Here is a 25,181-nt window from a genome sequence, read left to right as displayed (position 1 = left end):
CGGATATTTGGTCGGCCGTCCCGCCCGCGGACCTGTCGCGGTTCTCGGCGCGCGGCAACCGCCGGTGGCGCGTGTCGTCGGGCCGGCTTCAATCAAGCCGAGGCGCGGCCCTTGCGGCGAGGTCGTCAACCTAGATGCGCATTGATATAGTCGATCGCCTGCTGAACGGTCGTAATCTTCTCCGCATCCTCGTCGGGGATCTCAGTTTCGAACTCTTCCTCGAGGGCCATCACCAATTCCACGGTGTCCAGGGAGTCGGCGCCCAGGTCATCGACGAACGATGCTTCAGGGGTCACATCCTCCTCCTTCGCCCCCAGTTGCTCGACAACGATCTTACGCACTCGGTCTTCGACGCTGCTCATTGCAATGAATCCTCATCAATTTGGAAGGCCAAAACCCGCAGCTCGGGTCCGGGGTATTCTAGTGACATTCGGCGCCCGATGAAAGGCGCCAGCCTTATCGCGCAGCAGGCTTAAGCGACTGATACAAATAGCTTAACCTGACGGCGCGGGGAGCTCGACAGTTGAAACCTGCTGGCGACGCGCGCGTCGCGCCACGCCGCTGCTCCGGCGTCGCGCATCGAGATCTCAGGCCATATACATTCCGCCGTTGACATGCAAAGTCTCTCCGGTGATGTACCCGGCCGCCGGCGACACCAGAAAGGCCACCGCCGCAGCGATCTCGTCGGCCTGCCCGAGCCGGCCCAACGGGATCCCCTTGAGCAGTTCGCCGCGCTGGGCATCGGGCAGCTCACGGGTCATGTCGGTATCGATAAAACCGGGGGCGATACAGTTCACAGTGACGCCGCGCGAGCCGACTTCCCTGGCCAACGACTTGGTGAAACCGACCATGCCCGCCTTGGCCGCCGCGTAATTCGTCTGTCCCGCATTGCCCGTCGCCCCGACCACCGACGCGACATTGACGATTCGGCCTTTGCGGGCCTTGGTCATTGGCCGAAGACAGGCCTTGCAGAGTCGGTACACCGAAGTCAGATTCGTCTCGATCACCGTCGACCACTCGTCGTCCTTCATGCGCATCAGCAGGTTGTCACGAGTGATACCGGCGTTGTTGACCAGGATCGTCGGCGCACCGAGGGCCGTCGCCACGCGCTCGACCGCGGTCTCGCACGAGGCTTGATCGGCGACATCGAGCACCAGGCCGAGACCGGTGTAGCCAGCCAAGGACAAGCGCTCGGCGATACCCGACGCACCAGCTTCGGTGGTTGCCGTGCCCGCCACGGCCGCCCCCCGCGACGCGAGCTCGAGGAGAATCGCTCGACCAATCCCGCGGCTGGCCCCAGTGACCAGCGCAATCTCACCATCAAGCCGCATTGACCACCTCCAGCGCGGACGCAAGTGTATCGGGGTCATAGACCGGCAGCGTCGGCACCGCCGGCTCCACACGTTTACTGAGACCGGTCAACACCTTACCAGGGCCACACTCGACCGCCAGCGTCACCGACTCCTGTTTCGCCAAACGCTCCATCGTCCCGACCCAGGGGACTGGGCTGAAGAGTTGCCGGACCAAGAGCTCACGAATCCGGTCGGGCGCCGACTCGGGCGCCGTTGTCACATTATGCAGCACCGGGATGCGCGGCGCGGCAACCGGAATCGATGCCAAAGGCCCGACGAGTGCCTCGGCCGCCGGCCGCATCAAGGCGCAATGCGACGGAACGCTGACGGGCAATGGCAAGGCTCGCTTGGCCCCGGCGGGCTTGGCGGCGACCACGGCTCGGTCGACGGCGGCCTTGGTGCCGGCGATCACGACCTGCCCCGGGGCATTGAAATTGACGGCTTCGAGCACCTCTCCGCGGGCCTGAGTCGCACACAGATCAACAACCTCCGCGTCCGACAACCCGATGATCGCGGCCATCGCCCCGTCCCCAGGCGGCACCGCGGACTGCATCGCGCGGGCGCGCTCAGCGACCAAGGCTACGGCGTCACGGAAGTCGATCGCTTCGGCCACCACCAGCGCACTGTATTCGCCAAGGCTATGGCCGGCGACGCAGATCGGCCAAGGTCCACCCGCACTCCGCCAGACTCGCCAGACGGCTACCCCGGCCGCAAGCATCGCCGGCTGGGTCACCGCGGTGCGATCGAGTTCCGATTTCGGACCTTCGTCGACCAGGTGCCAAAGATCGTAGCCGAGGACATCGGACGCCTCGGCATAGGTCTCGCCAACGACCGGCCACGCGGCCGCCAATGCCTTCAGCATCCCGACGGACTGCGAACCTTGACCTGGAAATAGAAAAGCGAGTGATGACGCCATGGTCTGGATCTGGCCGGATCAATAACGTAACAGGATCGAACCCCAAGTGAACCCGCCGCCGAAGGCCTCCATCAATACGGTCTGGCCGCGTTGAATGCGACCATCGCGGACCGCCTGGTCGAATGCGAGAGGCACCGATGCAGCCGACGTGTTGCCATGTTGACCGACGGTCACGACGACGCGCTCCATCGGAAGGTTCAACTTTCGCGCAGTCGCCTGGATGATGCGGATATTCGCCTGGTGCGGAACCAACCAGTCGAGCTCGGACCGAGCCATGCCGTTGGCTTCCAAGGCCTCGTCGACGATGCGCCCGAGGATGGTCACGGCCATCCGAAAGACCTCGTTGCCTTTCATCTCCATGTACGGGGATCCAGCACCACCGTTCCCAATACCCGCCGGTACCTGAAGGAGTTCCTTGAAGGCGCCATCGGCGTGGAGGTGCGTCGAGACGACACCCGGTGCCGAGGCCGCACCAACGACGACCGCGCCCGCGCCGTCACCGAACAGCACCGAGGTGCCACGATCTTCCCAGTTCAAGATCCGCGAGATGGTCTCGGCACCGACCACGAGGGCACAACGGGCACTGCCCGTGCGGATGAACTTGTCGACGATCGACAACGCATAGACGAAACCCGTGCATACGGCCTGCACGTCGAAGGCTGGGCAACCGCGGATTCCGAGACGCTGCTGCAATAGGCAGGCGGTGCTGGGAAAGGTCTGATCGGGTGTCGTCGTCGCCACCACGATCAGGTCTATATCACCCGGATCGAGCTGGGCGGCGCTCAGCGCTCGACGCGCTGCCTGCTCGGCCAGATCACAGCAGGTCTCGTCCGCGGCAACGACATGACGCGTGCGTATTCCGGTGCGCTCGACGATCCAGGCATCCGAGGTGTCGACCGTCCTCTCGAGATCGGCATTCGTCACCACACGATCGGGGAGATAGCCGCCCGTCCCGAGGATACGTGTATAGACGGTCATCCGGCGGCCCTTTTCCGGCCATCATCGAGCTGGCTCGCCACCTGCATCGCAATCCGTTCTGGCACGTTGGAGTGGATCTCCTTCTCGGCGATGCGGATGGCATTCTCGAACGCGATCCGATCCGCGCCACCGTGACTCTTGATCACGATACCGCGCAGGCCGAGCAAGCTGGCACCGTTATAGCGACGGGGGTCCGAGGTCTGACGAAAACGGTTGAGCACCGGGAGGGCCGCCAAACCGGCCAACCGTGTGGCCCAGTTCTTCTTGAAACTGTTGCCGAGACGGCGAGCCAGCAGCTTCGCCACGCCTTCGCTCGTCTTCAGAGCGACATTCCCGACGAATCCATCCATGACCACCACGTCGACGTCGCCGAGGTAGATATCGTCGCCTTCGACGTAACCGACATAGTTCAGGTGGCTCGCCACGAGCAGTTCATGGGCCCGCTTCACCTGCTCGTTGCCCTTGATCTCCTCTTCGCCGATATTCAGCAGACCGACCTTCGGCGCCGCCAACCCCTCGACAGCGGTCACCAGCTCGCTGCCCATCACGGCGAACTGAAACAGTTGGATCGCCGTGCAATCGACATTGGCCCCGAGGTCCAACAGATGGGTCGAGCCGTGCTGCGACGGGACGGCCGTGATGATCGCGGGACGGTCGACGAAGGGCAAGGTCTTCAGCACGAAGCGCGCCGTCGCCATCAGTGCGCCGGTATTACCAGCACTCACGCAGGCCTGGGCCACACCGCTCTTGACCAGCTCGATGGCCACACGCATCGACGAATCCTTCTTCGTGCGCAAGGCCTTCGACGGCGGCTCGTCCATGCCCACCGTTTGCGAAGCATGATGGATCGCCAGACGCTCGTCGTGGCGGACCCCCGCGAGCTCCTTCGCAATCAAGGCCTCCTGGCCGACCAGGATCAATGCGATGCCCTGCGTCTTGGCCAAGTAATCGAGTGCGGCCGGCACTACGACACTGGGACCGTAATCGCCGCCCATCGCATCGAGGGCTATGGTCAGGCGCGCGCTCAAGACACGACCACTCGGGCAGGCTTTCGAGGCATGGGCAGGCCTTCCAAGGTGTTACTCAAAAACCTCTCGGTCGAGGGGATCTCATTCGTCGCCTTTATCGACAACCTTGCGACCACGGTAGAAACCGTCCGGCGAAACGTGATGGCGCCGATGAGTCTCACCCGTGGTGGGATCGGTCGACAGCGTCGGCTTCGACAGCGCATCGTGCGAACGCCGCATGCCCCGTTTCGAAGGGGTCTTCCGGTTTTGTTGGACTGCCATAGCGGCGGCCTCCGTTAAGAAGTCTTCAGTTGGACGGGTGCCGCCGCCAACCGGCAAGCACCGCAAAAGGATTTGGCCGCGCCCCGTCGCGGGACGACAGGTCGCCTTCGGCCAATCCCGGATCAGCACATTGGCCGAGCGGATGTCGCGGGACCAGCGGAATCGCCAGCAGCAACTCGTCCTCGATGAGGTCTCGAAGTCGAACCGAGCCGCCCTCGACCACGAGCGGATCATACTCTTCCGGCAGTGCCTCGAGAGACGACTCCGCCGTCACCAGGACCACCATCAGCTCGACGTCGACCGGCTGCGCCATCGGCCCGAGACATCGCTGGCATTCAAGCCGCAAGGCCGTTGAAAGCCTCCCGCGAATCAGCGCCCTCCCCGCCTGGTCGCGCTCGAACGCGATCGAATAGCACAGCATGCCCTCGACCCGACCATAGAGCGCTTCGCGCAGCCTCGGCAGATCGACGAGAGGCAAGACCCCTTCGAGGACGAGCCCGCTCTTGACCGCGCGCAGCCAATCGATATCTTCAGGTAACCCTTCGGACATAAGCGCCGAATGGTACCGAGCCTTACCCGATCGCGTCAAGGTTCACATCGAACGGATGCCGCAGCACGATGGTTTCTTCACGGTCCGGCCCGGTCGAGATGATATCGATCGGCAACCCACTCATCTCTTCGATGGTGCGTAGATAGTCCCGGGCCTGTTCCGGCAGGTCGTCGAGAGAACGCGCACCGACCGTCGATGTCTTCCAGCCAGGCAGCTCGATGAATCGTGGCCGGCATTCGGCCAGCAGATCGGCCCCAACCGGCGGCGCCGCCAATTCTTCCCCGTGCAGATCGTACGCGACGCACAGCTTGATCGTCTCCATGCCGTCGAGCACATCCAATTTGGTGATGCAGATACCGGTCACGCTGTTCAACGCGAAAGACCGCTTCAACGACACCATATCGAGCCAGCCACAACGACGGCGGCGGCCGGTCGTTGCGCCGAACTCATGACCCTGCGTACCGAGATGCTCGCCAACGGCATCGAACAGCTCGGTCGGGAAGGGACCGCTCCCGACTCGCGTCGTGTATGCCTTGACGATTCCGAGAACATAATCCAGATCGCGCGGGCCGACACCACTGCCACTCGCCGCGCCGCCAGCAGTCGTCGTCGATGAGGTCACGTACGGGTAGGTGCCATGATCGATATCCAGCAGCGCGCCTTGAGCGCCTTCGAACAAGACGTTTCTTCCGCCGGCGCGCAAATCGTGCAGGATACCCGGTATGTCAGCGACCAATGGCGCCAACGCGGCCGCCTGCGCCAGCGCCTCATCGAGCACCCGCTGATAATCGAGCGCGTCGGCCTGAAAGTAGTTGACCAGCGTGAAGTTGTGATAGTCGAGGACCTCGCGCAAGCGTTCCTTGAAGTGCTCGGCATCGAGCAACTCCCCGAGCCGGATCCCGCGCCGTGCCGCCTTGTCCTCGTAGGCCGGACCGATGCCGCGACCCGTGGTACCGATCGCCCGCTGCCCGCGCGCCCGTTCGCGCGCCTGGTCCAGCGCGATATGATAGGGCAGGATCAAGGGACAGGCGGCACTGATACGCAAACGCTCGCGCACTGGCACACCGGTTTGCTCGAGCATCAGCAGCTCTTCGAACAGCGCGGTCGGCGACAGCACCACGCCGTTTCCGACAAGGCACAAGACATCGTCGCGCAAGACACCGGAGGGGATCAGGTGCAAGACGGTCTTATGGCCGCCGATCACCAAGGTATGCCCAGCGTTATGGCCACCTTGGAACCGCACAACGGCCTCGGCCTGATCCGTCAACAGATCGACGACCTTACCCTTACCCTCGTCACCCCATTGGGTGCCGATCACCACAACAAATTTGCCCATCGCTTCTCTTTCCGTCCGGTCACTCACAGGGAGCCAATAGCCATTGCCCATCCTTGCGAACAAGTCTTTCCGTGCAGCCCAAGGGTGCGCGCGTATTGGTGGGCCCTGGCAGCTCGGCCACGACCCGACGCCCGGCGCGGCGCAACCGGGCTACGACATCTTGCAGATCCGGGTCAGCCGACCATGGGGCCAACACCGCTCCAGGCATGGCCGCGGGCGCCGGCCGGCCATGACGCAGCAAACCTTTGACATCGGCACTGAACCCGACCGCCGGACGGGCTCGCCCGAAGACACGGCCGATGTCGTCGTAGCGCCCTCCACGTGCGATCTCCTGCCCCCAGCCCGGCACGAAGGCCGCAAAAACGACACCTGTCTTGTAGTGATAACCACGCAGTTCGGCCAGGTCGAAATGAACCGGCACGTCGGGCAGCCATCCGTGCAGTTCATCCGCGACCCGCCGAAGATAGTCGACGGCGGAGCGCACCGGCGCGCCAGCCCCGGACAGCAGGGTCGCTGCACGGTCCAGCGCAGCCTCGCCACAGAGCTCCGCGAGCCCCAGCAACCGACGGGCCGGCTCTCCAGAGACCCCGGCCAATACGATCAGCTCCTCGATCTCCGGCAACGCCTTGCGTTGCAGCGCGTCGAACAGGGCCATCTCCTGCCTGCGGTCGAGCCCAGCCTCGCGGGCCAAGCCGCGGAAGATGCCGACGTGTCCAAGATCCAGGTACGCCGAATCGATTCCGGCCGCCGCGAGCGTGAGCATCAAAAGGCGCAAGATCTCGACATCGCTCTCGGGGCCCGCGTGGCCGAAGATCTCCGCACCCACCTGCAGCGGGCTGCGGCTCGCCGCAAACCCGTCGGACCGAGTCCGCAGCACCGTACCCAGATAGCATAGCCGGCTGGGTCCTTCGCGGCGAAGCTGGTGCGTGTCGATACGAGCAACCTGCGGTGTCATATCGGCGCGGATACCGAGCAAACGACCCGAGACCTGATCCGTCAGTTTGAAGGTCTGCAGATCGAGATCCTGCCCGGTCCCGGTCAACAGCGAATCCAGATAGTCGAGAAACGGCGGAATGACTAATTCGTAGCCCCAGCTGCGATAGAGATCCAGCAGCGTACGCCGCAAAAATTCCACGGCCTCGGCCTGCGGCGGCAGAATCTCCTCGATACCGACGGGTAGCAACCAGCGCTCCTCGTCCATCGACACCTCTCACTTGACAAGGTAGAGCAAACCGACGCCGACCAGCATGCTGATCAGACCCGTTATCCGCAACAGCCGATCATCGGCCTTCGCCAACTCCAACAAGGCCGCGCGAAACCGCCCAGGGGCCAGAAACGGAAAGATGCCCTCGATCACCAGAAGAAGGGCCAGCACTATCAGCAGTTCCTGCCACATACATCAAGTCACGGTTCTCGAATCATCGAAGGACCCGGAGGTCGGGCGAGGACCAGCCTAACACCCGCCCAAGGCGACCGAATCGCGCCAGTCATTCTTATCCTTATACCTGGGCGCGCGGGATTCCCCGTGACCATGAACAGGTCGAGCCAGGCGACCAGGGCGGGAACCCGGCGTCCAGCTCGGTGAGGGAAACCATGCTAAACCTGGTAACTATTTCAGAAATACCTTGCCCTGTCCATGGGCCGGAGCAGCGGCGTCAAGGGTCGATCACCGTTTGGACTCACAGAGACCGTCCGGCGACAGGGCTGCACCGCTCCTGCAGACGCGAAGGCACCGAAAGGCGGGCCGCCCCTCCCGAAACACGGAATGACCGGCTACCGCCAAATGCGGCTGGGCCGCTGCGCCCAAGTGGACGCAACGGCCCGATCGCGAGGCGCGCCGACCGACCTCAGGGCGCTGTGTTTTCGCGGAAATAGCGGAAGAAGTCCGATTCAGGCTGCAGCACCATCAGGGTGTCGCCGGACATGAAGGCCGTGCGGTACGCATTCAGGCTGCGATAGAAGGAATAGAAGTCCGGGTTCAGCTCGAAGGCCGCGGCGTAGATTTCGGTTGCACGCGCATCGCCCTCACCACGGAGCACTTCGGATTCGCGGTAGCCGTCGGCAATGGTTACGGTACGCTGACGGTCGGCATCGGCGCGAATCCGCTCGGCCGCCTCGGAACCGAGAGCCCGAAGGTCACGAGCGACCCGCTCGCGCTCGATCCGCATGCGGGCGAATACGGATTCGCTGACCTCGGCCGGCAGATCGATCATCTTGACCCGAACATCCACGACCTCGACACCGAGGTCCGACGCTCGTCGATCGATCTCCCGGGCCAACTCCGTCATCATCTCCTTGCGATCCTCCGAGACCACCTCCTGGACGGTCCGCCGGCCGAATTCATCACGCAACCCCGTGTTGATGCGTTCCGACAGCAGACGGGCGATGCGATCGGCATCCCCGCCTGTCGAGCGGAAGAACTGCGCGGCATCGGCGATCCGCCACTTGGCGAAGGAGTCAACGATCAGATCCTTCTTCTCGAGCGTCAGGAACCGCTGCGGACGAGCATCGAGGGTCTGGATCCGCCGGTCGAACTTCATGATGTTGTTCAACACCGGCACCTTGAAATGCAACCCGGGCTGGTAGTCGGTCCCGACGATCTCGCCGAGCCGCAGCTTGATCGCGACCTCGTGTTCCTGGACAACGAAGACCGACGCGTAGAAGAGCAGACCGAACGCGACGAGCCCGACCGGGAGAAATACCTTGAGTTGGTTCATCAGCGCACGCTCCGTTCACGGGTCACGGTCCGTTCCGGCTGGGATCCCGGATCCTGGGTCACGCGCGGAGCAAAGGCATCCTGCACGGCGGTCGACTGCCCCGTGGTTCCGCGCGAATGCTGGAGAATCTGATCCAGTGGCAGGTACATCAGACTATTTCCCTCTGGAACGTCGAGCAAGACCGTCTTGTTGTTGCGCAACACCTCTTCCATCGTCTGGAGGTAGAGGCGCTCGCGCGTCACGATCGGGGCACGCTCGTATTCAGTCAGCACGGCCACGAACCGTGAAGCCTCACCTTCGGCCTCCGCAATCACGCGATCGCGATAGGCCCGTGCATCCGCAACGAGACGAGCGGCCTCACCACGTGCCTGCGGCAGAATCTCGTTGGCATAGGCCTCGGCCGCGTTTTCGATGCGTTCGCGGTCTTCACGGGCCCGGATCGCGTCGTCGAACGCATCCCGAACCTGCTCGGGCGGCCGAGCCGGCTGCATGTTGACGGCCGTGATCAGGAGCCCGGTACGGTATTCGTTCATCAACTCCTGAATCATCTGCTGGATCTGGGCCGAGATCGGTCCGCGCCCTTCGGTCAGGATGAAATCGAGCAGGCTGGTTCCGATCGTCGTGCGGGTCACCGCCTCGGTCGCATCGCGCATCGATTTCAGCGGATCGCGATCCTGGAAGAGGAAGTCCGCGGCATCCTGAATCCTCGATTGCACGGTCAATTCCAGCTCGACGATGTTCTCATCGCGGGTCAACATCGAGGCGCGATGCGTGAAGGTCGAGACCTCGTCGACATTGACCTTGGTCACGCTCTCGATCGGGAACGGAATATGCCAATGCGGCCCCGGCCCGGTGGTATCGGCGTAAGCGCCGAAGCGAAGCACGACCCCCCGTTCCGCCGGATTGACGATATAGATACCCGACGCCAACCACAGCACGAACAGGATCGCGGCACCGATGCCGATGACGCGACCGCTGAGGCCACCGCCGCCGCCACCACCGATCGAACTGAAACCACCACCGGACCCGGAGCCCTGGCCGCCAAAGAGGCCACCGAGCCGCTGCTGAAGTTTGCGCACCACTTCATCGAGATCGGGAGGCCCGCCCTGTTCGCCTCCCTTGTTGCCCCAGGGGTCTTTACCGCCGCCTGGCTCGTTCCACGCCATAGTAACTCCGCCGCAATCTGTGACCGATCAAGGTCGTTATTGGAGACAAGGTAGCTGTTCCCCGCTGCCGGGGGCGTGCCGCCATCGCTTCTTGCCGATGCCCGAGTACGGGCGCTCCTGACTCAAGACAACCGAGGACCGGGAAAAGTGCCGCCGCGTCGGTCGGATATCGAGGCGAGGAGCCGGACAGGCATCGCGCCTGTTCTCGGGAACACACTGTAGGGTCGTCATTCTAGGGGGACCGGAGATCGAGGGCAAACCCGCGCCGGGTGGCACGCCGGACCGAAGCGGGCATCCACAGCGACGAAGGAGACGCTGATCGATCGGCCCTCCTGGCCAAACTTCGGCACGGAAGTCGCGAGCGCGGTAACCGATTTCCTTGTATTGCAGTCGCTTATCGCGATGAAGGCGGCGGAGTTCCCGCCCCTCGCGGGATGCGCTGACTCGCTCGGCGCTTCCCTAGGGGCGTACCGCCGAAGGCGGGTGGTTCGACGTCCGATCGAGCGACGCCGCGGCCTCTGGATCCTGATGGCGCAGCCGATGCAAGGCCAGCCGTGGAATCGTGACCTCGACATCCCAGCCGCCGTCTGAACTTGGGTCATCGCTGGTGACCCGGGCATGAGAGAACAGCCAGGCCCGCAGGCGGCCCTGACCCGGGGCCAAGTGAATACGCCGGTGAACGACATCCCCGCCACACAATCGATCGATTGCTGTCCGCAGCAGGTCGAGCCCCGCGCCCTCCTGCGCCGACAACCAGACCCGCACCGGTCGTCCGCTCGAATCGCACTCCAACCGAGGCTCGGGATCCTGAGTCAGATCGATCTTGTTGAAAACCTGCAATCGAGGAAGGCAATCGGCGCCGATTTGTGCGAGGACCGCGACGACATCGGCGATCTGGCGATCGCGCTCTGGCGCCGCGGCATCGATCACATGCAACAACAGATCGGCGGTCCGGGTCTCCTCGAGCGTTGCCCGAAAGGCGGCGACCAGTTCGTGAGGCAGGTTCTCGACGAACCCCACCGTATCGGCGAGGACCAAGGGCTGACCGGATGGCATCGTCAGCCGTCGCAACGTCGGATCGAGCGTCGCGAAGAGCTGGTTCGCCTGGTACACACCGGCATCGGTCAGGCGGTTGAACAGCGTCGATTTACCGGCATTGGTGTAGCCGACCAGCGAAACGAGCGGAAGCTCGGCCTTGCGTCGCGCACGCCGCCCCTGATCGCGCTGCACGGCGATCCGCTGCAGGCGGCGCTGTAACCCTGCCACACGCTTGTCGAGGAGCCGCCGGTCGGTCTCGAGCTGGGTCTCGCCTGGCCCACGCAGGCCGATGCCACCCTTTTGGCGCTCGAGATGGGTCCAGCCGCGCACCAACCGGGTCGCCAAATGGCGAAGCTGGGCCAACTCGACCTGGAGCTTGCCTTCGAACGAGCGGGCGCGCTGGGCGAAGATATCGAGTATGAGTCCGGTCCGATCGACGACGCGGCGTTCGAGGAGCCGCTCGAGATTCCGCTGTTGCGCCGGGGTCAGCGAGTGATTGACGATGACCAAGTCGGCTTCGGTCTCAGCCACCAAAGCCTTGAGCTCGTCCGCCTTGCCGGCGCCGATGAAGAAACGCGCATCGGGCGTGGCGCGGGAGCCACCCAGCAGACCGACGCACTCAGCCCCGGCGGCGATCGCGAGCTGCACGAGCTCCTCGCGATCGCCACCAGCCAACGGCCCTTCGAGATCGATCTGAACGAGGACGGCCCGTTCCCCACTGGCGGGACGGTCAAACATCGTCTGTCCTAACGGCAATCATCCACACCTGCCCAACCGGATCGCGTGCGGGCACTACGACGCCGGATCGCCTCCTGATTGTTGGCGCTAATGGTTGCCTGGTTCCGGTACATGGCCCTCCGGCGCTGACGGCAGTTTGACGTTACGCGCCGGAACGACCGTCGAGATGGCGTGCTTGTAGATCATCTGACTGACGTTGTTCTTCAAAAGGACGACGAACTGATCGAAGGATTCGATCTGACCCTGAAGTTTGATTCCATTCACGAGAAATATCGATACCGGGACCCTTTCCTTTCGCAGCGCATTGAGAAATGGGTCCTGCAGGCTTTGACCCTTGGACATGAAATGACTCCTTGTTGTTGTACGACCTTCGTTGTGAGAGTCCGCCACTGAATTCGTTCACCGACGCGAATCGAGCAATCAAGCGGCTATTCGGCCAGCACCGCCCCGGAACCGGCAATCAAGGCAACGGCCGACGAAACGGGATCCTCGTCGCTGAGCCAGTGACAAGCCGGTTCAGCCCGCAACCAGGTCAACTGACGCCGGGCGAGCTGCCTGGTCGCAGCGATGCTGTGCTCGACCATCGTCCCGAAGCTATATTCGCCAGCCAAGTATTTCAACATCTGGCGATAACCGACACAGCGCATGGACGGCAGATCCGGCGACAGATCCCCGCGGGCCAACAAGTTCTCGACCTCCGCGACGAACCCGGCATCGAGCATTCGCTGGAAACGCTGTGCGATCCGCGCGTGCAGCTCCACCCGATCCGACGGCGCCCGCACCAATTTCAGCAGCCGATAAGGTAACACGTTCGCCGCTCTGTCTGCGGCCAGCAGCTCGCTCATCGGTCGCCCGGTGAGGATCTGAACCTCCAGGGCACGCTGGATCCGTTGCGGATCGTTCGGGTGGATCCGTGCCGCGGTGACCGGATCGAGCGCGACGAGACGCCGGTGCATCGCGTCCCAACCGATGAGCCGAGCCTGCTGATCGAGCCCGGCCCGAACCCCCGGATCGGCCTCCGGGAGCCTCGACAGACCCTGTTGCAGCGCTCGAAAGTACAGCATGGTACCGCCGACCAGCAGCGGGATCCGTCTGGTGGCCGCGATCGCTGCCATCTCGGCCAGGGCCTGCGAACGGAACCGGGCAACAGAATAGCGCTCCGCCGGGTCTGCGATGTCGATCAGGCGGTGCGGCGCACGTGCAAGGATCGCCGGCCCGGGCTTCGCCGTACCAATGTCCATCCCGCGGTAGATCATCGCCGAATCGACGCTGACGATATCGCATGGCAACCGCGAAGCGAGCTCCACCGCCAGATCGGTCTTGCGTGCGGCTGTCGGCCCCATCAGCAGGATCGCCAGTGGCCGGTCCGCGGGATCGGGCGCCGCGTGACGGTGTGACGCGGCCGCTTTGGACACGCGCACGCCTACTCTACCTGGTGTTTCGCCGCGTTCATCGGCCACGGGCAAAGAGTCGATCGAGATCGGCCTGGCTCAGTTTGATCCAGGTCGGTCGGCCGTGATTGCACTGGTCTGAACGCTCCGTCCGCTCCATGTCGCGCAGCAGGGCGTTCATCTCGATCAGGGTCAGCCGCCGGTTGGCCCGGACCGCTCGGTGACAGGCCATCGTCGCCAGCACGCGATGGATCTCGTCGCGAACACGGCCAGGATCCCCATGAGCCGCCAGATCCGCGAGCAGATCCTGGACGAGATGCCCGACATCGGCCCCGCGCAGCAGTGCCGGGATCGCCCGAACGGCAAGCCGATCGCGGCCGAGGGGATCGACGACCAACCCGAGGTCCTCGAGGAGCAGACGCTGGGACTCGACCAGTGCCACGGCACTCGGGTCGACCGCAACCGAGATCGGCACCAGCAGCGGCTGACTCGTCAGTCGACCCGTGGCCCAGGCCGACTTCAGCCGCTCGTAGCCGATGCGTTCATGGGCCGCATGCATATCGACGATGATCAAGCCATCGGCCGCCTGGGCCAGCACATAGGTACCATGGAGCTGGGCGATTGCGAGCCCGAGCGGCGGCATCTCGGCCGTCGTATCAGGCATGCCTTCATCGCCGGCATCGGTCCGTTCCACCGGACCCGACGCCGCGGTCGGCGCCTCAGGACCTTGCACCAGATCGCTGAACCGGTAGTCGCTGCGACGATCCCGAATGCGCAGCGGCATCACCGCCTGGTGCCAAGCCTCCTGCGCCTGAAGCGCGAGGCTTGGCACCCCTAGTTGCGACCGCTCAGCGTCACCGACAAGCGTTGGCGCTCCCATGCCGAGCGCCGCACCTTCGGCAAGACGCCGACTCAAGGCCCGATTCAGAAAGTCATGAACCTGGCGCCCGTCGCGAAACCGGACCTCCTGTTTCGCTGGATGAACATTGACATCGACCCATGCTGGCGGAATCGCGAGGTGCAGCAGATAGGCCGGATGACGTCCATGGTGCAGCACATCCTTGAAGGCCTGGCGAACGGCGTGGGCCACCAACCGGTCACGCACCAAACGACCGTTGACGAAGAAGAATTGCCGATCCCCTTGACTCCGGGAGAAGGCCGGGCGCACAACCCAGCCGCGCAGAGACAAGTCTCCGGCCTGCTCATCGATCTCGAGGGCCTGCTCCACGAAACCCGAACCGAGCAGGTCGGCCAACCTTTGCCTGATCGCCGCGGCATCTGTCGCAGCCGGCAGATCGAACAGGACCCGGCCCTGATGCGTCAGACTCAGCGCGATCCCCGGCTGCGCCAATGCAAAACATCGGGCGACCTGCTCGAGGTGGCCCAGCTCGGTCTTGGCGGTACGCAGAAACTTGCGCCGGGCCGGCACATTGAAGAAGAGATCCCGGATCTCGACCGTGGTCCCGTCGGGATGCGCCACCGGTCTCGGCTGGTCGAAATCGGCGGCGCCATCGTTCTGCACCTGCCAGGCCAAATCGGCACCACGGACCCGCGACGTCAGCGTCAAACGCGAGACGGACGCGATGCTCGGCAGCGCCTCGCCTCGAAACCCGAGACTGGCGACACCCTCCAGGTCGGACAACTCGACGATCTTGCTGGTCGCATGACGTGACAAGGCCAAGCTCAGCTCGGCGGCAGGGATGCCGTGCCCGTCGTCACGAACCCGCAACCTCTTGATACCTCCTTGTTCCACGTCGATGTCGATCCGGCCGGCGCCCGCATCCAAGCTGTTTTCGATCAGTTCCTTCGCAACGGACGCGGGGCGCTCGACCACCTCGCCGGCGGCGATCTGATCGATGAGCTGGGACGGCAACAGACGAATCGGCTTGAGCACGGCCGGCTACCCGAACAAGCCAGGCCCCATCGCCGAGCGCGCCTCATCCAGGCCCGGGTGACTTACCGCGGAAATGCGCGGCCCGGGAGGGATCGACGGATGGTCCCGCGGTCTAGTCGCTTCGTGGCGGGACATAGCTCGCATCGAGGGGGTTCAGGAAGATGAAATGATGTTGACCCGATTCTATCTCGACATAGTCCAATGTCGCCTGTTCGAGCAAAGGGATGAACTCCGGCGCGATCACGATATCCACACCATCGGCGGTGAACCGGATATCCTCTTCGCTGGCATCGTCGAAACCCATCCGATAATCGATCGAACCGTCGGCCTGCCGCGCTGCCGCCAGCCTCAGTGACAAGCCCTCGGTACCTCCCTGCTTCGCGGCCTTCAATACCTGTTCTGCGGCGGCTGCCGTGACCTTGAACATGCCTGGTCGCCTCTCTTTCGGTGTTGCTCGACCTCAGCGGTCCCAAGAAACGGCCGAGCCCGGCGCCCGTCGTCGCTCGGGGAGGGGCCAGGCCGCGGCCGACAATACCAATGCCGACCCGGGACCGTAAGCACAGTGTAACCCGGATCAGCCAGTGCCCGAAGGCCACCAGCGCCCGATAGGGCGCATCGCATCCGGTCCGCTAGCCGGCGACGTGAGCCAGAAAGCGCTCGGTCCAGCGGGTCCCGCCAACATCGCGCAGGTGGCTGTACGAGGCCAACAGACCCTTGTGAACGACACCGTCGTGGCGCCCATCGATCCCAGCTCCGCGCAAGACCCGATACCCGTAGCGCCAGGCCGGATCGGGGGCGACGATCGCGGAATGATGAAACTCGTGGGCACGGATCTCGGGCCACGGTTGCTCGCTCGATGATCTCGGCCACGGGAAGGCCGCCGTTTCTAGCAATCGAACATAGCCACGCCCCTGGGGGCGCGGATGCATGCGCACATCGGCCTGCAGGGCTCCGCACATGGAGCGCTTCTGGTCGCCCCACTCGATGCGACGTGACAGGTACATCAGCCCGCCACATTCGGCATAGACGGGGCGCCCGTCAGCGACGAAATCCGCTACCGCTTGACGCATCATGTGGTTGCCCTCCAGCTCCGCCATGCGGCATTCGGGAAACCCACCGCCGATGAAGAGCCCGTCGACAGGCGGCAAGGCGCCATCGTGAAGAGGACTGAATGGGATCAGTTCGGCCCCGGCCCGTTCGAGCGCCAACAGGTCATCCGGATAGTAGAAACCGAAGACCTCATCGCGCGCGATCCCCAGGCGCACTCCGGCAAAGCGCCCCGCGACGCGGGCCGGCTCGTCCTGAAGCGTCATTTGGTCGCCGTACGGCCGACCACCCTCGGCGGCGATGGCCAAGACTCGATCCAGATCGACCTGCGCCATCACCGCCTGTCGAATCGACTCGATCTGCGACTCCGCCTGCTCGAACTCGTTACTCGGAATCAGACCCAGGTGCCGCTCGGTGATCTGTATCTCGGCCGACCGATGGATCGCGCCAACCACGGGCAGGTCCGTGTAATGCTCGACAACCCGGCGCAGGTTCGTTTCATGGCGGGTACCACCGACCTTGTTCAGCAGGACTCCGGCGAGACGAAGATCCGGATCGAAGGACCGATAACCGAGCAGCAACGGGGCGATGCCCCGCGCCATCCCATGACAATCGATGACCAGCAGCACCGGCGCCCGCAGCAGCTTGGCCATCTCGGCGTTGCTGGTGGATCCGGCGATGTCGATATCATCGAACAGGCCGACATTGCCCTCGATGACAGAAAGGTTCGCACACCGCTGTTCCCGTGCGAACAGGGCCTGGATTTCGTCCCTGGCCATCGTGTGAAAGTCGAGATTGAAGCAGGTCCGGGTAGTGGCCCGACCGAGCCAGAGCGGATCGATATAATCCGGCCCCTTCTTGAAGGGCTGAACCGACAGGCCACGCCGGATCAGTTCCCGGCACAGCCCGATCGTCACTGTCGTCTTACCGGAAGACTTCTGCGTTGCCGCGATATAAAGACACGTCATGGGATCGCGATCACAACCGAGACGACCAGACGGACCCCAGGCCGACCGAACACGACGCGGACGACGGCGTCACGCGCGGGCGGTCTGGACATGCGGGTCCACGATCTCGTCGGCCAAGGACTCGGGCAGGAACTGCAAGACCCGCACACCGACCGCGGTGATCAGCAACGCGACAGCGACGCCGCCAACCCCCAGCAGAATCTCGGAAACCGCCGGGCGATAGCTCGCGGCGGCACCGCCCACGCCATCGAAGAAGCCGGATTCCAGGATCGTGTGTCCCGGAAACATCGGCATCGGATAAGCCTGGCTACCGATGATGATCACGACCATCGCCGAGAGCCCGCCGGTGACCACCAAGCCGCAGGCGGCCGCGATCCAACGGCGATCGCCGGCGAGGGTCGGATGGAACAGGATGCCAAGCGGCATCAAACCGCCCACCAAGACCCAACCGAACCAGAAGAAGGCCGTGTAGGCGCCGCCATCGCGGAGGATCCAGGACACCAGTCCGTAATGCTGCGCGCCGTAGACCTTGGTCAGGTGATAAACCAACGTGAAATAGAGGATCGCCGCGACGAACAGCCCGAGCAGAGACGAGAGCCGCCGCATGATCGTGCCGCCGATCGGACGGCCCTCTTCGCGAAACGTGAACATCAGGACGAGCAGGAAGATCGCAAGACCGTACGCGAAGGACATGATCACGAACATCGGCGCGAGAATCGCGGTCTCGTAGGCATCACGGGCCACGAGGAAACCGAAGATCGAGCCCGTGCCGGTCGTCAAGGCCAGACGCCAAAACATCGCGAAGACTCCGACCGGCTTCATGTATCGGTTTCCTTTGCGTTCCGCCATTGTCCAAAGGTAGGCGATGACGAGAATCAGAAAACCGGTGTAGAGGAAGATGTTCCACGCGAAAATCGACCGAAAGTTGTAGTGGGTCATCGCGACGATCAACCGATCCGGGCGACCAAGATCCAACACCAGGACCAACAAGCCGCCCATCAGCAGCGCGACCGCCAACAGACCGGACAAGCGCCCGAGCGGCTTGTAGGCGCCTTTACCGAAAACGGTGCCGATCGTGGCCAGGTTGAGCGCACCGGAAGCAGCGATGATCAAGAAGACGGCGAAGACGTGAGGGGTGGCCCAGACCACCGAGTTGGTCATGCCGGTGATCCAATGACCCTGCTGGAAGGTGTAGAGGGCGGCCAGTCCTCCAATGGCCACGACCGACGACAGGATCGCGAGCAATCCCCAGTAGCGGCCAGGCTCGATCCGCCATTCGCGGTAGATGATTCGTTTCATGAGGTCGTGCGGATCCCGTCCGGATTAGATGCCTGCGTAGCGCACACCGGTATTGAGCTTCAGATCCTCGCGGATCTGGCGATTCGGCTGCGCCCGCAGTGCCTTGTTCAAGTCACTGTCAGGGTCCCTAAGGTCGCCGAAGACGATGGCCTGGTGACCCTCTGCGGCACAGGCGTCGGCGCACGCGGTCGAGATGTCGCCGTGGTCGAGCCGATGGACGCAGAAGGTGCAGCTCTCGACACAACCCTTGCCACGCGGTGCCCTGGTCAATTGATGCTCGACTTTCGCATGGATGAAGGACCGGGCCTTGTAGGGGCAAGCCATCATGCAGTAGCGGCAACCGATGCAGGTATGCCGATCGACCAGCACGACACCATCGGCCCGCTTGAACGAGGCGCCGGTTGGGCAGACATCGACGCACGGCGGATGTTCGCAATGCTGACAGAGCATCGGCACATTCGTGATACGGCCGGTCAGGTCGTCCTGCAAACGAACCTTGCGGATCCAGACGGCTTGCTGGTTGGCCCAACGGGTATCATCCGCGCCCTCGGGCTGCGGCTGGAAGGTCAAGCCGTTCTCCCGATCACATGCATCGACACAGGCGGAGCAACCATCGGCACATTTCGCGGTATCGATCAACATGCCCCAGCGGGTCGCGCTGGTGACCGCCTCGGACCGGGGTGTCGCCGTTGCCGAGGTATACAAGAAAACCCCGGGGGCCAAGACGGCCGCCGCGACACCGGTCGCCGCGCCGAGGAAGCGGCGCCGTCCCGTATCGGTCGCATCATCTCTGTCGTTCATCGCTCTTCGCCTTCTCGGTACCCGTCCACGCCGACTGGGTGATCCCCGTGCGCTGCATATCGCGCCAAGGCCGCGGGATCATCGATCGGCACCGCCGCATGGCACTGAAAGCAATCGAGCGTGACCGCCGTGTAGGCATGACAAGCATGACAGAACTGTCCGTCAGCCATGATCGGGATCGGCCGGTGCCGATCGTCGTAAGCGACATGACAGGCAACACAACCAGCCAGGCTATGCTTGGTCCCACGGATCCCACCGTGGACCGTGTCATCGCGCTGATGCCGAATGAACACCATATGATTGCGGCGCATCTGCTCCGTCGGCTCGACGCACTGACCGAGATGCGCCGCCTCGGATCCCGGCACGACAAAACTGCCAGCGCCGACCTGGGCCACGGGCATGACCAGCAAACAGGCTAGCACGACATGGATGAAACGGCCGCTCGTTACGGCATGGGCCATCGACGCCTCCCGGTCTTGGTCACTCGCCCAGGCCCATCTTGATGTAGCCCGTCGGACATACATCGGCACAGATATGGCAGCCAATACACTTCGCGTAGTCGGTATCCACATAGCGACCGGTCGTGCGTCGATCTTTCGCGACGCGAAACACCGCCGTCTGCGGACAGAAGATCACGCAGTTGTCGCATTCAAAACACATTCCGCAACTCATGCAGCGCTTGGCCTCGTCGATGGCCTCGGCCTCGGTCAAACCGATCACGCGCTCTTTGAAGTGGCCCAACACCTCCTCGGCGCTCGGCACCTCCTCCTTGCGCAGGTTCCTCGCGTGGTAGCCGAAATGGCCGAGGAAGAGCTCATCCTGCGGGATGACCTCGGCCGCCCCGCGATCCTCGAAGTTGTGCACGGCCCAATCGCCGGCTGAGGTCCCGCGCAGATCGCCGGCGGCATCCAGACGGAAGGCATCTGGTGCCAGGTCAGCCTCTGCGAGCTTCTTCAGTAGATCGAAATGGTGTACATCGACCTTCGGACGGCGCCTGTATTCGGCCTGCTTCAAGTAGAGATCGATCGATTCGACGGCAATCGAGGCCTGGCCAATCGCCGTCGTCAGCAGATGCGGGCGGATGATGTCGCCAGCGACGAAATGACCGGGCCGATCCGGAACCTGGAAGAACTTATCGGCGGCGATCAATCCGCGACCGCTGTCGAGCTCTTCCAGCCCGCGCAGATCCCCGCCTTGCCCGATCGCCGCGACGACCAAATCCGCATCGAGGACCCGCTCGGTACCCTCGATCGGCGTCGGGCGGCCATCGATCATCTCGCAGTCGGCGATCTTGAGCCCTGTTGCGCGGCCCGCCTGATCCTTGATCAAGGCCACCGGCATGACCCCGTCGAGGATCGTCACCCCTTCGTGCAACGCATCATGGACCTCGTGCTCCGCCGCCGTCATCTTATCGCGCGTGAACAGCGAGGTCAGGGTGACCTGGGCGCCTTCGGCGGCGGCCGTCATGACCGCATCGTGAGCGACATAGCCATCGTGAATCACGGTTTCGGGCAAATCGGACTTGCCCGCTTGACCGATGTGTCCCAGGCGTCTGGCCACCGAGACCACGTCGATCGAGGTGTCGCCGCCGCCCACGCAAACGACCTTCTCGGCCGTGATCTTCATCCGTCCCTCGTTGAAAGCCTTCAAGAAAGCGACGCCCGAGACACAGTTCGGGGTGCCCTCCCAGCCGGGGACGGGCAAGCCACGGCCCGTCTGGCAGCCGATCGCCCAGAGGATCGCGCCGAACTGCGCCTCCAATTCAGCGATGCTGATATCGACCCCAACGCGGGTGTTGAATCGGCACTCGACTTGACCCATGTCGAGAATCCGTTGGATCTCCGCATCGAGTTTGTCGCGCGGGACGCGGTACCCAGGGATGCCGAAGCGGAACATGCCGCCCAACGCATCGTTTGCCTCGAAGATGGTGCAGGCGTGACCGCGGCGGCGCAACTGATAGGCCGCCGCGAGGCCGGCCGGGCCGCCGCCGATGATCGCAACCCGATGGCCGGTGTCGGCTCCGGCCTGAAAGCCGTAGCCGTTCTCGATCGCCGTGTCTCCGATGAATTGCTCGACCGCGTTGATGCCGACGTAATCCTCGAGCTCGTTGCGATTGCAACCATCCTGACAGGGGGCCGGGCACACGCGCCCCATCATCGCAGGGAACGGATTCGCGTCCGTCGAACGTTGGAAGGCGTACTCCCGCCAATCGACACCGGCCGGCGGCTTCTCTTGCTGGCGCACGATCGCCAGCCAACCGCGAATATCCTCGCCGGAGGGGCAGCTCCCCTGGCATGGAGGGGTCTTGTGGACATAGGTTGGACACTTATGCGACGTATCCTGGACGAATATCTTTTCGGTCAACGAATCCCATTCGTAGTCGCCATCGCGGAACCGACGCCAGGATGGCTTTTTCTTCGCTTCGTCTTTCGAGGTCGCCATCGATCACTCTCCTAAACCAGTTACACCCCGTGTTAGTCGACAGTATCGACCGGATGCCGCCGACGGCCGTGGTAGACCGTTGGCTCATTCATTATTCAGGCCAGCATCAGGCAGCCTCGGTGGAGACCCCCTCCGCCTCCTCGTCGTCCTCCTCATCGCCCGTCTCTTGTCCAGTCAAGATGATTGCGTTCGACACCAACTGATGGAGGCTGACGATCTGGTCCATTTCCATCCCATAGTAGGGAAGCACCTTCGTGAACTGGCTCTTGCAGATCGCGCAGATCGCGGCCATGTGCGTGACGCCTTTTTCCTTGATGACGTTGTTCAGGGCCTGGATCCTAGGCATGGCGCCCTTGACCCGCAGCTCCATCAGATCGTCGGTCAGCAGACCGCCACCACCACCGCAGCAGAAGGTCCGGTCGCGTATCGTCTCCTCTTCCATATCGAAGAAATGATTACAGGTAGCCCGGATGATCGCTCTCGGGATCTCGAACTGGCCGCCTGCGCGCTCACCCATCCGCGAGGCCCGCGCGACATTGCACGAATCATGGAAGGTAAGCACCATGTCATCGTTGCGCGACTTATCGAATCTAAGCCGGCCCTGCCGGATCAGATCATGGGTGAACTCGCAGATATGCTGCGGCACCGGATAGCGTGGATCGAGAAAATCCCACGGACCCGCGAGCGTATTTAGGAAACTGTAGGCCACGCGCCAAGCGTGTCCGCATTCACCGAAGACGATCCGCTTGACCTTGAGTTGAATTGCGGCCTCGCGAATTCGCTGCGCGATACGCCGCATGTTGTCGTAGGACCCGATGAAAAGGCCGAAGTTGGCCGCCTCGGAGGCATGGGAACTGAGCGTCCAGGAGACACCGGCCTCGTGGAAGACCTTGCCGTACCCGATCAACCCGTCGACATGCGGTTCGGCGAAAAAGTCGGCCGACGGCGTCACCAAGAGGATCTCGGCCCCCTCTTCGTCGATCGGATACCGGACGCTGACACCCGTGTCGTCGAACACGTCCTCTTCGAGTCCTTCCAGCGTGTCTTTCAGTGCCGGACCAGGCAAACCGAGATTGTTCCCAATCTTGTATACCTTGCCGATGATCTCGTTACAGTATTTTTGACCGACACCGATACTGTCCATGATTTCGCGGGCCGCCATCGAAATCTCGGCGGTATCGATTCCGTAAGGGCAGAAGACCGAACAGCGGCGACACTGCGAGCATTGGTGAAAATAGCTGTACCACTCGTCGAGTACTTCCCTCGTGAAGTCACTCGCCCCGACCAACTTGGGGAACAGCCGACCCGCCAATGTGAAGTGCCGCCGATACACCTTCCGCATAAGATCCTGCCGTCCGACAGGCATGTTATTCGGATCCTTGGTACCCAAGTAGTAATGGCACTTGTCGGTGCAGGAACCGCACTTGACGCAGGAATCCAGGTAAACACGCAACGAGCGATACTTGCCCAGCAACTCGCCCATCTTGTCGATCGCCTTCCGTTCCCAACCATCCACCAACTCCCCTGGATACCCGAGCGGTGCTTGAAATTCCTGCTTGGCCACGAAGGGTTTGCTGTGGGACATGGTGCCCGGCTGCAGCGGGGGGATCTCCGCGTAGGGCTGCAGCTCGGGGACTTGAAAATCGGCCTTGGCCATGGTGGGACCTCTTCGACACCTATCGTGAGCCGGGAACCGGTTATAGCTCTCGCTGTTCGAGGCGGTCGGCCCACGGCGCCACGTGACGTTTCTCCCGGGGATTATCGACCTGATTGCGCGACGGGCTGAAAAACATTCCCGGAGCATGAAGGAGCTTGCTATACGGGAAGATGATCATCAGCAGCGCCACCAGGAACAGATGGATCAGAAGCAGGGGATCCGACGGCAGCGGATTGACTTGGAAGCTATAGAGTCCGATGAAGAAGTTCTTCAGGGCGACGATATCGGTATGGACGACGTAGGTCATCGACAAACCGGAGACGCCGATCATGACCAGCAGCAGCAGCATCAGGTGGTCGGACGCCGATGTGATGAAGCGCACCCGATCGACAAGAACTCGTCGCGCCCAAAGACCGACGAGACCAAGGACCATCGCCATACCACCGTAGATGCCGAACGGCTGAATGAAGGCGATCAATGCCGGGACGGGATCGAGGAAATAACGCAGGTGACGTAAGGTGACGAGGAACAAGCCGAAGTGAAAGATCCAGCCAAATATCCAGATCCACTTATTGCCCTTGAACAGGCTCTCGAAGAATACGACTTCCCGAGCCATCCGCAACACGACCCCCGCACGCGTCGTCGGAGCAGGCGTGGTCGGAATCTTGAGGGGGGCTGGAGCACGCGCGTACTGAATAGTCTTGTTGATCAAGCCAAGGATCAACACGACCACCGCAAGATAGAACAAGGACGCGTAAAAACCCGATAAGAACGACATGCTCCCACTACCTCGGTGTCACCGGGCCAGGCCGGGGAGCAACCGCCCCCTCGCTGGCAATATCTGCCCAGAACATCGCCCGACGCGCGGTTTTCCGGCGACGGGCGACGCCTTAGCGCGTGACGCTGATCGCCGTTACACGCAACCCGTCGGCTTGGGCAGGCCGGCATAACGGCAAGCCTGTTTCGCTGGGCCGTAAGGGAACAGCCCATACAGGTACTTGCTGTTGCCCTTGTCCTTGCCGAGCTTCTTGCCGACGGCCTTCGTCAACACGCGAACCGCCGGTGCAATCTGATATTCCTCATAGTATTCGCGAAGAAAATTGATGATATCCCAATGCTCGTCGGTGAGTGCTAGATCGTCCTCCTTAGCCATGACGACGGCCACCTCGGGCTCCCATTCGTTGATGTTGGCGAGGTAACCCTCTTCATCGGTGTCGAGGTTCTTACCATTGACTTCGATTGGCATGATGTTCTCCTTATCGAGAGATATTGCGTAATTGTCGTTACAGCCAAGCCTGAACCTTGTCGTGCTCCGCGGCGAGGTCCACGAAACCATCGTAGTCGACGACCTTCACCCCAGCAATCAGTCGTTCTTCAGCGAAGCCTCTCGCCTTGAGATCCGGCCCGAGCACGAACAGACTGACCCGTTCCAACGCCGACGCGACCCGCTCCGTGACAGCGGTATCACGAAGGGCCGCGTAGACGCCATCCTCGATCAGTAGCACGGCGGCACCATCAGAAGCAAATTTCAGGCACGAGTCGAGCGCGTTGCGCTCGAACGGCGACTTATTCACGGTATGCAGAATTGCCATCGCCCTTGCC

Annotated in this window: 26 protein-coding genes; all 26 read right to left on the bottom strand. The window is 62.9% G+C overall.

The window, feature by feature from the left end; genetic code table 11:
- Nucleotides 1–125: 125 nt before the first annotated feature.
- The 26 genes from acpP to tusB all read right to left on the bottom strand — a co-directional run bounded on the left by acpP (nt 126) and on the right by tusB (nt 25,171).
- Nucleotides 126–362 (bottom strand): acyl carrier protein, encoded by a 237-nt coding sequence (acpP, locus tag ABC977_RS01220; RefSeq protein WP_369665398.1) that lies wholly within the window; start codon nt 360–362, stop codon nt 126–128.
- 225 nt (nt 363–587) lie between these two features.
- Entirely contained in the window at nt 588–1,331 is a 744-nt protein-coding gene (gene fabG / locus ABC977_RS01215; RefSeq protein ID WP_369665397.1) for a 3-oxoacyl-ACP reductase FabG, read from the bottom strand.
- The gene (fabD, locus tag ABC977_RS01210; RefSeq protein WP_369665396.1) at nt 1,321–2,268 is read right to left on the bottom strand and encodes an ACP S-malonyltransferase; all 948 of its coding nucleotides are present in this window, start codon (nt 2,266–2,268) and stop codon (nt 1,321–1,323) included. Before fabD ends, fabG begins: the two co-directional genes overlap by 11 nt.
- An 18-nt stretch (nt 2,269–2,286) precedes the next feature.
- Nucleotides 2,287–3,246, bottom strand: coding sequence for a beta-ketoacyl-ACP synthase III (locus tag ABC977_RS01205; protein ID WP_369665395.1), 960 nt, complete (start codon nt 3,244–3,246; stop codon nt 2,287–2,289).
- A complete protein-coding gene (gene plsX / locus ABC977_RS01200; RefSeq protein ID WP_369665394.1) occupies nt 3,243–4,274 on the bottom strand; it encodes a phosphate acyltransferase PlsX in 1,032 nt (343 codons plus the stop codon). The genes ABC977_RS01205 and plsX overlap by 4 nt, the downstream gene beginning before the upstream one ends.
- Nucleotides 4,275–4,355: 81 nt before the next feature.
- A complete protein-coding gene (gene rpmF / locus ABC977_RS01195) occupies nt 4,356–4,535 on the bottom strand; it encodes a 50S ribosomal protein L32 (protein WP_369665393.1) in 180 nt (59 codons plus the stop codon).
- Nucleotides 4,536–4,560: 25 nt separating this feature from the next.
- A complete protein-coding gene (locus tag ABC977_RS01190) occupies nt 4,561–5,085 on the bottom strand; it encodes a YceD family protein (protein ID WP_369665392.1) in 525 nt (174 codons plus the stop codon).
- A gap of 22 nt (nt 5,086–5,107) precedes the next feature.
- Nucleotides 5,108–6,421 (bottom strand): adenylosuccinate synthase, encoded by a 1,314-nt coding sequence (locus ABC977_RS01185; RefSeq protein ID WP_369665391.1) that lies wholly within the window; start codon nt 6,419–6,421, stop codon nt 5,108–5,110.
- Nucleotides 6,422–6,440: 19 nt separating this feature from the next.
- The gene (locus ABC977_RS01180) at nt 6,441–7,622 is read right to left on the bottom strand and encodes an ATP phosphoribosyltransferase regulatory subunit (protein WP_369665390.1); all 1,182 of its coding nucleotides are present in this window, start codon (nt 7,620–7,622) and stop codon (nt 6,441–6,443) included.
- A gap of 9 nt (nt 7,623–7,631) precedes the next feature.
- The gene (locus tag ABC977_RS01175) at nt 7,632–7,817 is read right to left on the bottom strand and encodes a DUF2065 domain-containing protein (RefSeq protein WP_369665389.1); all 186 of its coding nucleotides are present in this window, start codon (nt 7,815–7,817) and stop codon (nt 7,632–7,634) included.
- Between the two features lie 451 nt (nt 7,818–8,268).
- Nucleotides 8,269–9,138 (bottom strand): protease modulator HflC, encoded by an 870-nt coding sequence (gene hflC / locus ABC977_RS01170; RefSeq protein ID WP_369665388.1) that lies wholly within the window; start codon nt 9,136–9,138, stop codon nt 8,269–8,271.
- Nucleotides 9,138–10,304 (bottom strand): FtsH protease activity modulator HflK, encoded by a 1,167-nt coding sequence (hflK, locus tag ABC977_RS01165; RefSeq protein WP_369665387.1) that lies wholly within the window; start codon nt 10,302–10,304, stop codon nt 9,138–9,140. Before hflK ends, hflC begins: the two co-directional genes overlap by 1 nt.
- 459 nt (nt 10,305–10,763) lie before the next feature.
- On the bottom strand, nt 10,764–12,080 hold the full coding sequence (gene hflX / locus ABC977_RS01160) for a ribosome rescue GTPase HflX (protein ID WP_369665386.1): 1,317 nt from the start codon (nt 12,078–12,080) through the stop codon (nt 10,764–10,766).
- Between the two features lie 87 nt (nt 12,081–12,167).
- On the bottom strand, nt 12,168–12,422 hold the full coding sequence (gene hfq, locus ABC977_RS01155; protein ID WP_369665385.1) for an RNA chaperone Hfq: 255 nt from the start codon (nt 12,420–12,422) through the stop codon (nt 12,168–12,170).
- 86 nt (nt 12,423–12,508) lie between these two features.
- Nucleotides 12,509–13,423, bottom strand: a complete 915-nt coding sequence (miaA, locus tag ABC977_RS01150) for a tRNA (adenosine(37)-N6)-dimethylallyltransferase MiaA (protein WP_369665479.1) — start codon at nt 13,421–13,423, stop codon at nt 12,509–12,511.
- 106 nt (nt 13,424–13,529) lie between these two features.
- Nucleotides 13,530–15,365, bottom strand: coding sequence for a DNA mismatch repair endonuclease MutL (mutL, locus tag ABC977_RS01145; RefSeq protein ID WP_369665384.1), 1,836 nt, complete (start codon nt 15,363–15,365; stop codon nt 13,530–13,532).
- A 112-nt stretch (nt 15,366–15,477) separates the two neighbouring features.
- Nucleotides 15,478–15,792, bottom strand: a complete 315-nt coding sequence (locus ABC977_RS01140) for a HesB/IscA family protein (protein ID WP_369665383.1) — start codon at nt 15,790–15,792, stop codon at nt 15,478–15,480.
- Between the two features lie 202 nt (nt 15,793–15,994).
- Nucleotides 15,995–17,380: a cobyrinic acid a,c-diamide synthase CobB gene (locus ABC977_RS01135; protein WP_369665382.1), complete on the bottom strand. Its 1,386-nt coding sequence runs from the start codon at nt 17,378–17,380 to the stop codon at nt 15,995–15,997.
- A gap of 69 nt (nt 17,381–17,449) precedes the next feature.
- Nucleotides 17,450–18,679, bottom strand: coding sequence for an NrfD/PsrC family molybdoenzyme membrane anchor subunit (gene nrfD / locus ABC977_RS01130; RefSeq protein WP_369665381.1), 1,230 nt, complete (start codon nt 18,677–18,679; stop codon nt 17,450–17,452).
- A gap of 24 nt (nt 18,680–18,703) precedes the next feature.
- Nucleotides 18,704–19,480, bottom strand: a complete 777-nt coding sequence (gene dsrO / locus ABC977_RS01125; protein WP_369665380.1) for a sulfate reduction electron transfer complex DsrMKJOP subunit DsrO — start codon at nt 19,478–19,480, stop codon at nt 18,704–18,706.
- A complete protein-coding gene (locus ABC977_RS01120; RefSeq protein ID WP_369665379.1) occupies nt 19,477–19,941 on the bottom strand; it encodes a sulfur reduction protein DsrJ in 465 nt (154 codons plus the stop codon). The genes dsrO and ABC977_RS01120 overlap by 4 nt, the downstream gene beginning before the upstream one ends.
- Nucleotides 19,942–19,960: 19 nt before the next feature.
- Nucleotides 19,961–21,922 (bottom strand): NAD(P)-binding protein, encoded by a 1,962-nt coding sequence (locus ABC977_RS01115; RefSeq protein WP_369665378.1) that lies wholly within the window; start codon nt 21,920–21,922, stop codon nt 19,961–19,963.
- Between the two features lie 106 nt (nt 21,923–22,028).
- A complete protein-coding gene (gene dsrK / locus ABC977_RS01110) occupies nt 22,029–23,579 on the bottom strand; it encodes a sulfate reduction electron transfer complex DsrMKJOP subunit DsrK (RefSeq protein ID WP_369665377.1) in 1,551 nt (516 codons plus the stop codon).
- 40 nt (nt 23,580–23,619) lie between these two features.
- Nucleotides 23,620–24,357 carry a respiratory nitrate reductase subunit gamma gene (locus ABC977_RS01105; protein ID WP_369665376.1) on the bottom strand — a complete coding sequence of 246 codons (738 nt, stop codon included), beginning with the start codon at nt 24,355–24,357 and terminating at the stop codon, nt 23,620–23,622.
- A gap of 135 nt (nt 24,358–24,492) precedes the next feature.
- Nucleotides 24,493–24,825: a TusE/DsrC/DsvC family sulfur relay protein gene (locus ABC977_RS01100; protein WP_369665375.1), complete on the bottom strand. Its 333-nt coding sequence runs from the start codon at nt 24,823–24,825 to the stop codon at nt 24,493–24,495.
- Nucleotides 24,826–24,862: 37 nt separating this feature from the next.
- Nucleotides 24,863–25,171 carry a sulfurtransferase complex subunit TusB gene (gene tusB, locus ABC977_RS01095; protein WP_369665374.1) on the bottom strand — a complete coding sequence of 103 codons (309 nt, stop codon included), beginning with the start codon at nt 25,169–25,171 and terminating at the stop codon, nt 24,863–24,865.
- Between the last annotated feature and the right edge of the window lie 10 nt (nt 25,172–25,181).

This window comes from Thioalkalicoccus limnaeus, from assembly GCF_041197575.1.
GTDB classification, from domain to species: Bacteria; Pseudomonadota; Gammaproteobacteria; order Chromatiales; family Chromatiaceae; genus Thioalkalicoccus; species Thioalkalicoccus limnaeus.
Note: the sequence above shows the minus strand (reverse complement) of the source record. Positions and strands in the feature narration are given on the sequence as shown.

What these genes read in the sequence shown, in the direction of transcription:
- ABC977_RS01115 (WP_369665378.1), bottom strand. Translation starts at nt 21,922, where the DNA reads ATGGCGACCTCGAAAGACGAAGCGAAGAAAAAGCCATCCTGGCGTCGG.
- tusB (WP_369665374.1), bottom strand. Translation starts at nt 25,171, where the DNA reads ATGGCAATTCTGCATACCGTGAATAAGTCGCCGTTCGAGCGCAACGCG.
- ABC977_RS01120 (WP_369665379.1), bottom strand. Translation starts at nt 19,941, where the DNA reads ATGGCCCATGCCGTAACGAGCGGCCGTTTCATCCATGTCGTGCTAGCC.
- dsrK (WP_369665377.1), bottom strand. Translation starts at nt 23,579, where the DNA reads ATGGCCAAGGCCGATTTTCAAGTCCCCGAGCTGCAGCCCTACGCGGAG.
- nrfD (WP_369665381.1), bottom strand. Translation starts at nt 18,679, where the DNA reads ATGAAACGAATCATCTACCGCGAATGGCGGATCGAGCCTGGCCGCTAC.
- acpP (WP_369665398.1), bottom strand. Translation starts at nt 362, where the DNA reads ATGAGCAGCGTCGAAGACCGAGTGCGTAAGATCGTTGTCGAGCAACTG.
- ABC977_RS01105 (WP_369665376.1), bottom strand. Translation starts at nt 24,357, where the DNA reads ATGTCGTTCTTATCGGGTTTTTACGCGTCCTTGTTCTATCTTGCGGTG.
- hfq (WP_369665385.1), bottom strand. Translation starts at nt 12,422, where the DNA reads ATGTCCAAGGGTCAAAGCCTGCAGGACCCATTTCTCAATGCGCTGCGA.
- ABC977_RS01185 (WP_369665391.1), bottom strand. Translation starts at nt 6,421, where the DNA reads ATGGGCAAATTTGTTGTGGTGATCGGCACCCAATGGGGTGACGAGGGT.
- ABC977_RS01175 (WP_369665389.1), bottom strand. Translation starts at nt 7,817, where the DNA reads ATGTGGCAGGAACTGCTGATAGTGCTGGCCCTTCTTCTGGTGATCGAG.
- ABC977_RS01190 (WP_369665392.1), bottom strand. Translation starts at nt 5,085, where the DNA reads ATGTCCGAAGGGTTACCTGAAGATATCGATTGGCTGCGCGCGGTCAAG.
- fabG (WP_369665397.1), bottom strand. Translation starts at nt 1,331, where the DNA reads ATGCGGCTTGATGGTGAGATTGCGCTGGTCACTGGGGCCAGCCGCGGG.
- dsrO (WP_369665380.1), bottom strand. Translation starts at nt 19,480, where the DNA reads ATGAACGACAGAGATGATGCGACCGATACGGGACGGCGCCGCTTCCTC.
- ABC977_RS01140 (WP_369665383.1), bottom strand. Translation starts at nt 15,792, where the DNA reads ATGTTCAAGGTCACGGCAGCCGCCGCAGAACAGGTATTGAAGGCCGCG.
- fabD (WP_369665396.1), bottom strand. Translation starts at nt 2,268, where the DNA reads ATGGCGTCATCACTCGCTTTTCTATTTCCAGGTCAAGGTTCGCAGTCC.
- hflC (WP_369665388.1), bottom strand. Translation starts at nt 9,138, where the DNA reads ATGAACCAACTCAAGGTATTTCTCCCGGTCGGGCTCGTCGCGTTCGGT.
- ABC977_RS01135 (WP_369665382.1), bottom strand. Translation starts at nt 17,380, where the DNA reads ATGACGTGTCTTTATATCGCGGCAACGCAGAAGTCTTCCGGTAAGACG.
- rpmF (WP_369665393.1), bottom strand. Translation starts at nt 4,535, where the DNA reads ATGGCAGTCCAACAAAACCGGAAGACCCCTTCGAAACGGGGCATGCGG.
- hflX (WP_369665386.1), bottom strand. Translation starts at nt 12,080, where the DNA reads ATGTTTGACCGTCCCGCCAGTGGGGAACGGGCCGTCCTCGTTCAGATC.
- hflK (WP_369665387.1), bottom strand. Translation starts at nt 10,304, where the DNA reads ATGGCGTGGAACGAGCCAGGCGGCGGTAAAGACCCCTGGGGCAACAAG.
- miaA (WP_369665479.1), bottom strand. Translation starts at nt 13,423, where the DNA reads ATGGGGCCGACAGCCGCACGCAAGACCGATCTGGCGGTGGAGCTCGCT.
- ABC977_RS01100 (WP_369665375.1), bottom strand. Translation starts at nt 24,825, where the DNA reads ATGCCAATCGAAGTCAATGGTAAGAACCTCGACACCGATGAAGAGGGT.
- ABC977_RS01180 (WP_369665390.1), bottom strand. Translation starts at nt 7,622, where the DNA reads ATGGACGAGGAGCGCTGGTTGCTACCCGTCGGTATCGAGGAGATTCTG.
- ABC977_RS01205 (WP_369665395.1), bottom strand. Translation starts at nt 3,246, where the DNA reads ATGACCGTCTATACACGTATCCTCGGGACGGGCGGCTATCTCCCCGAT.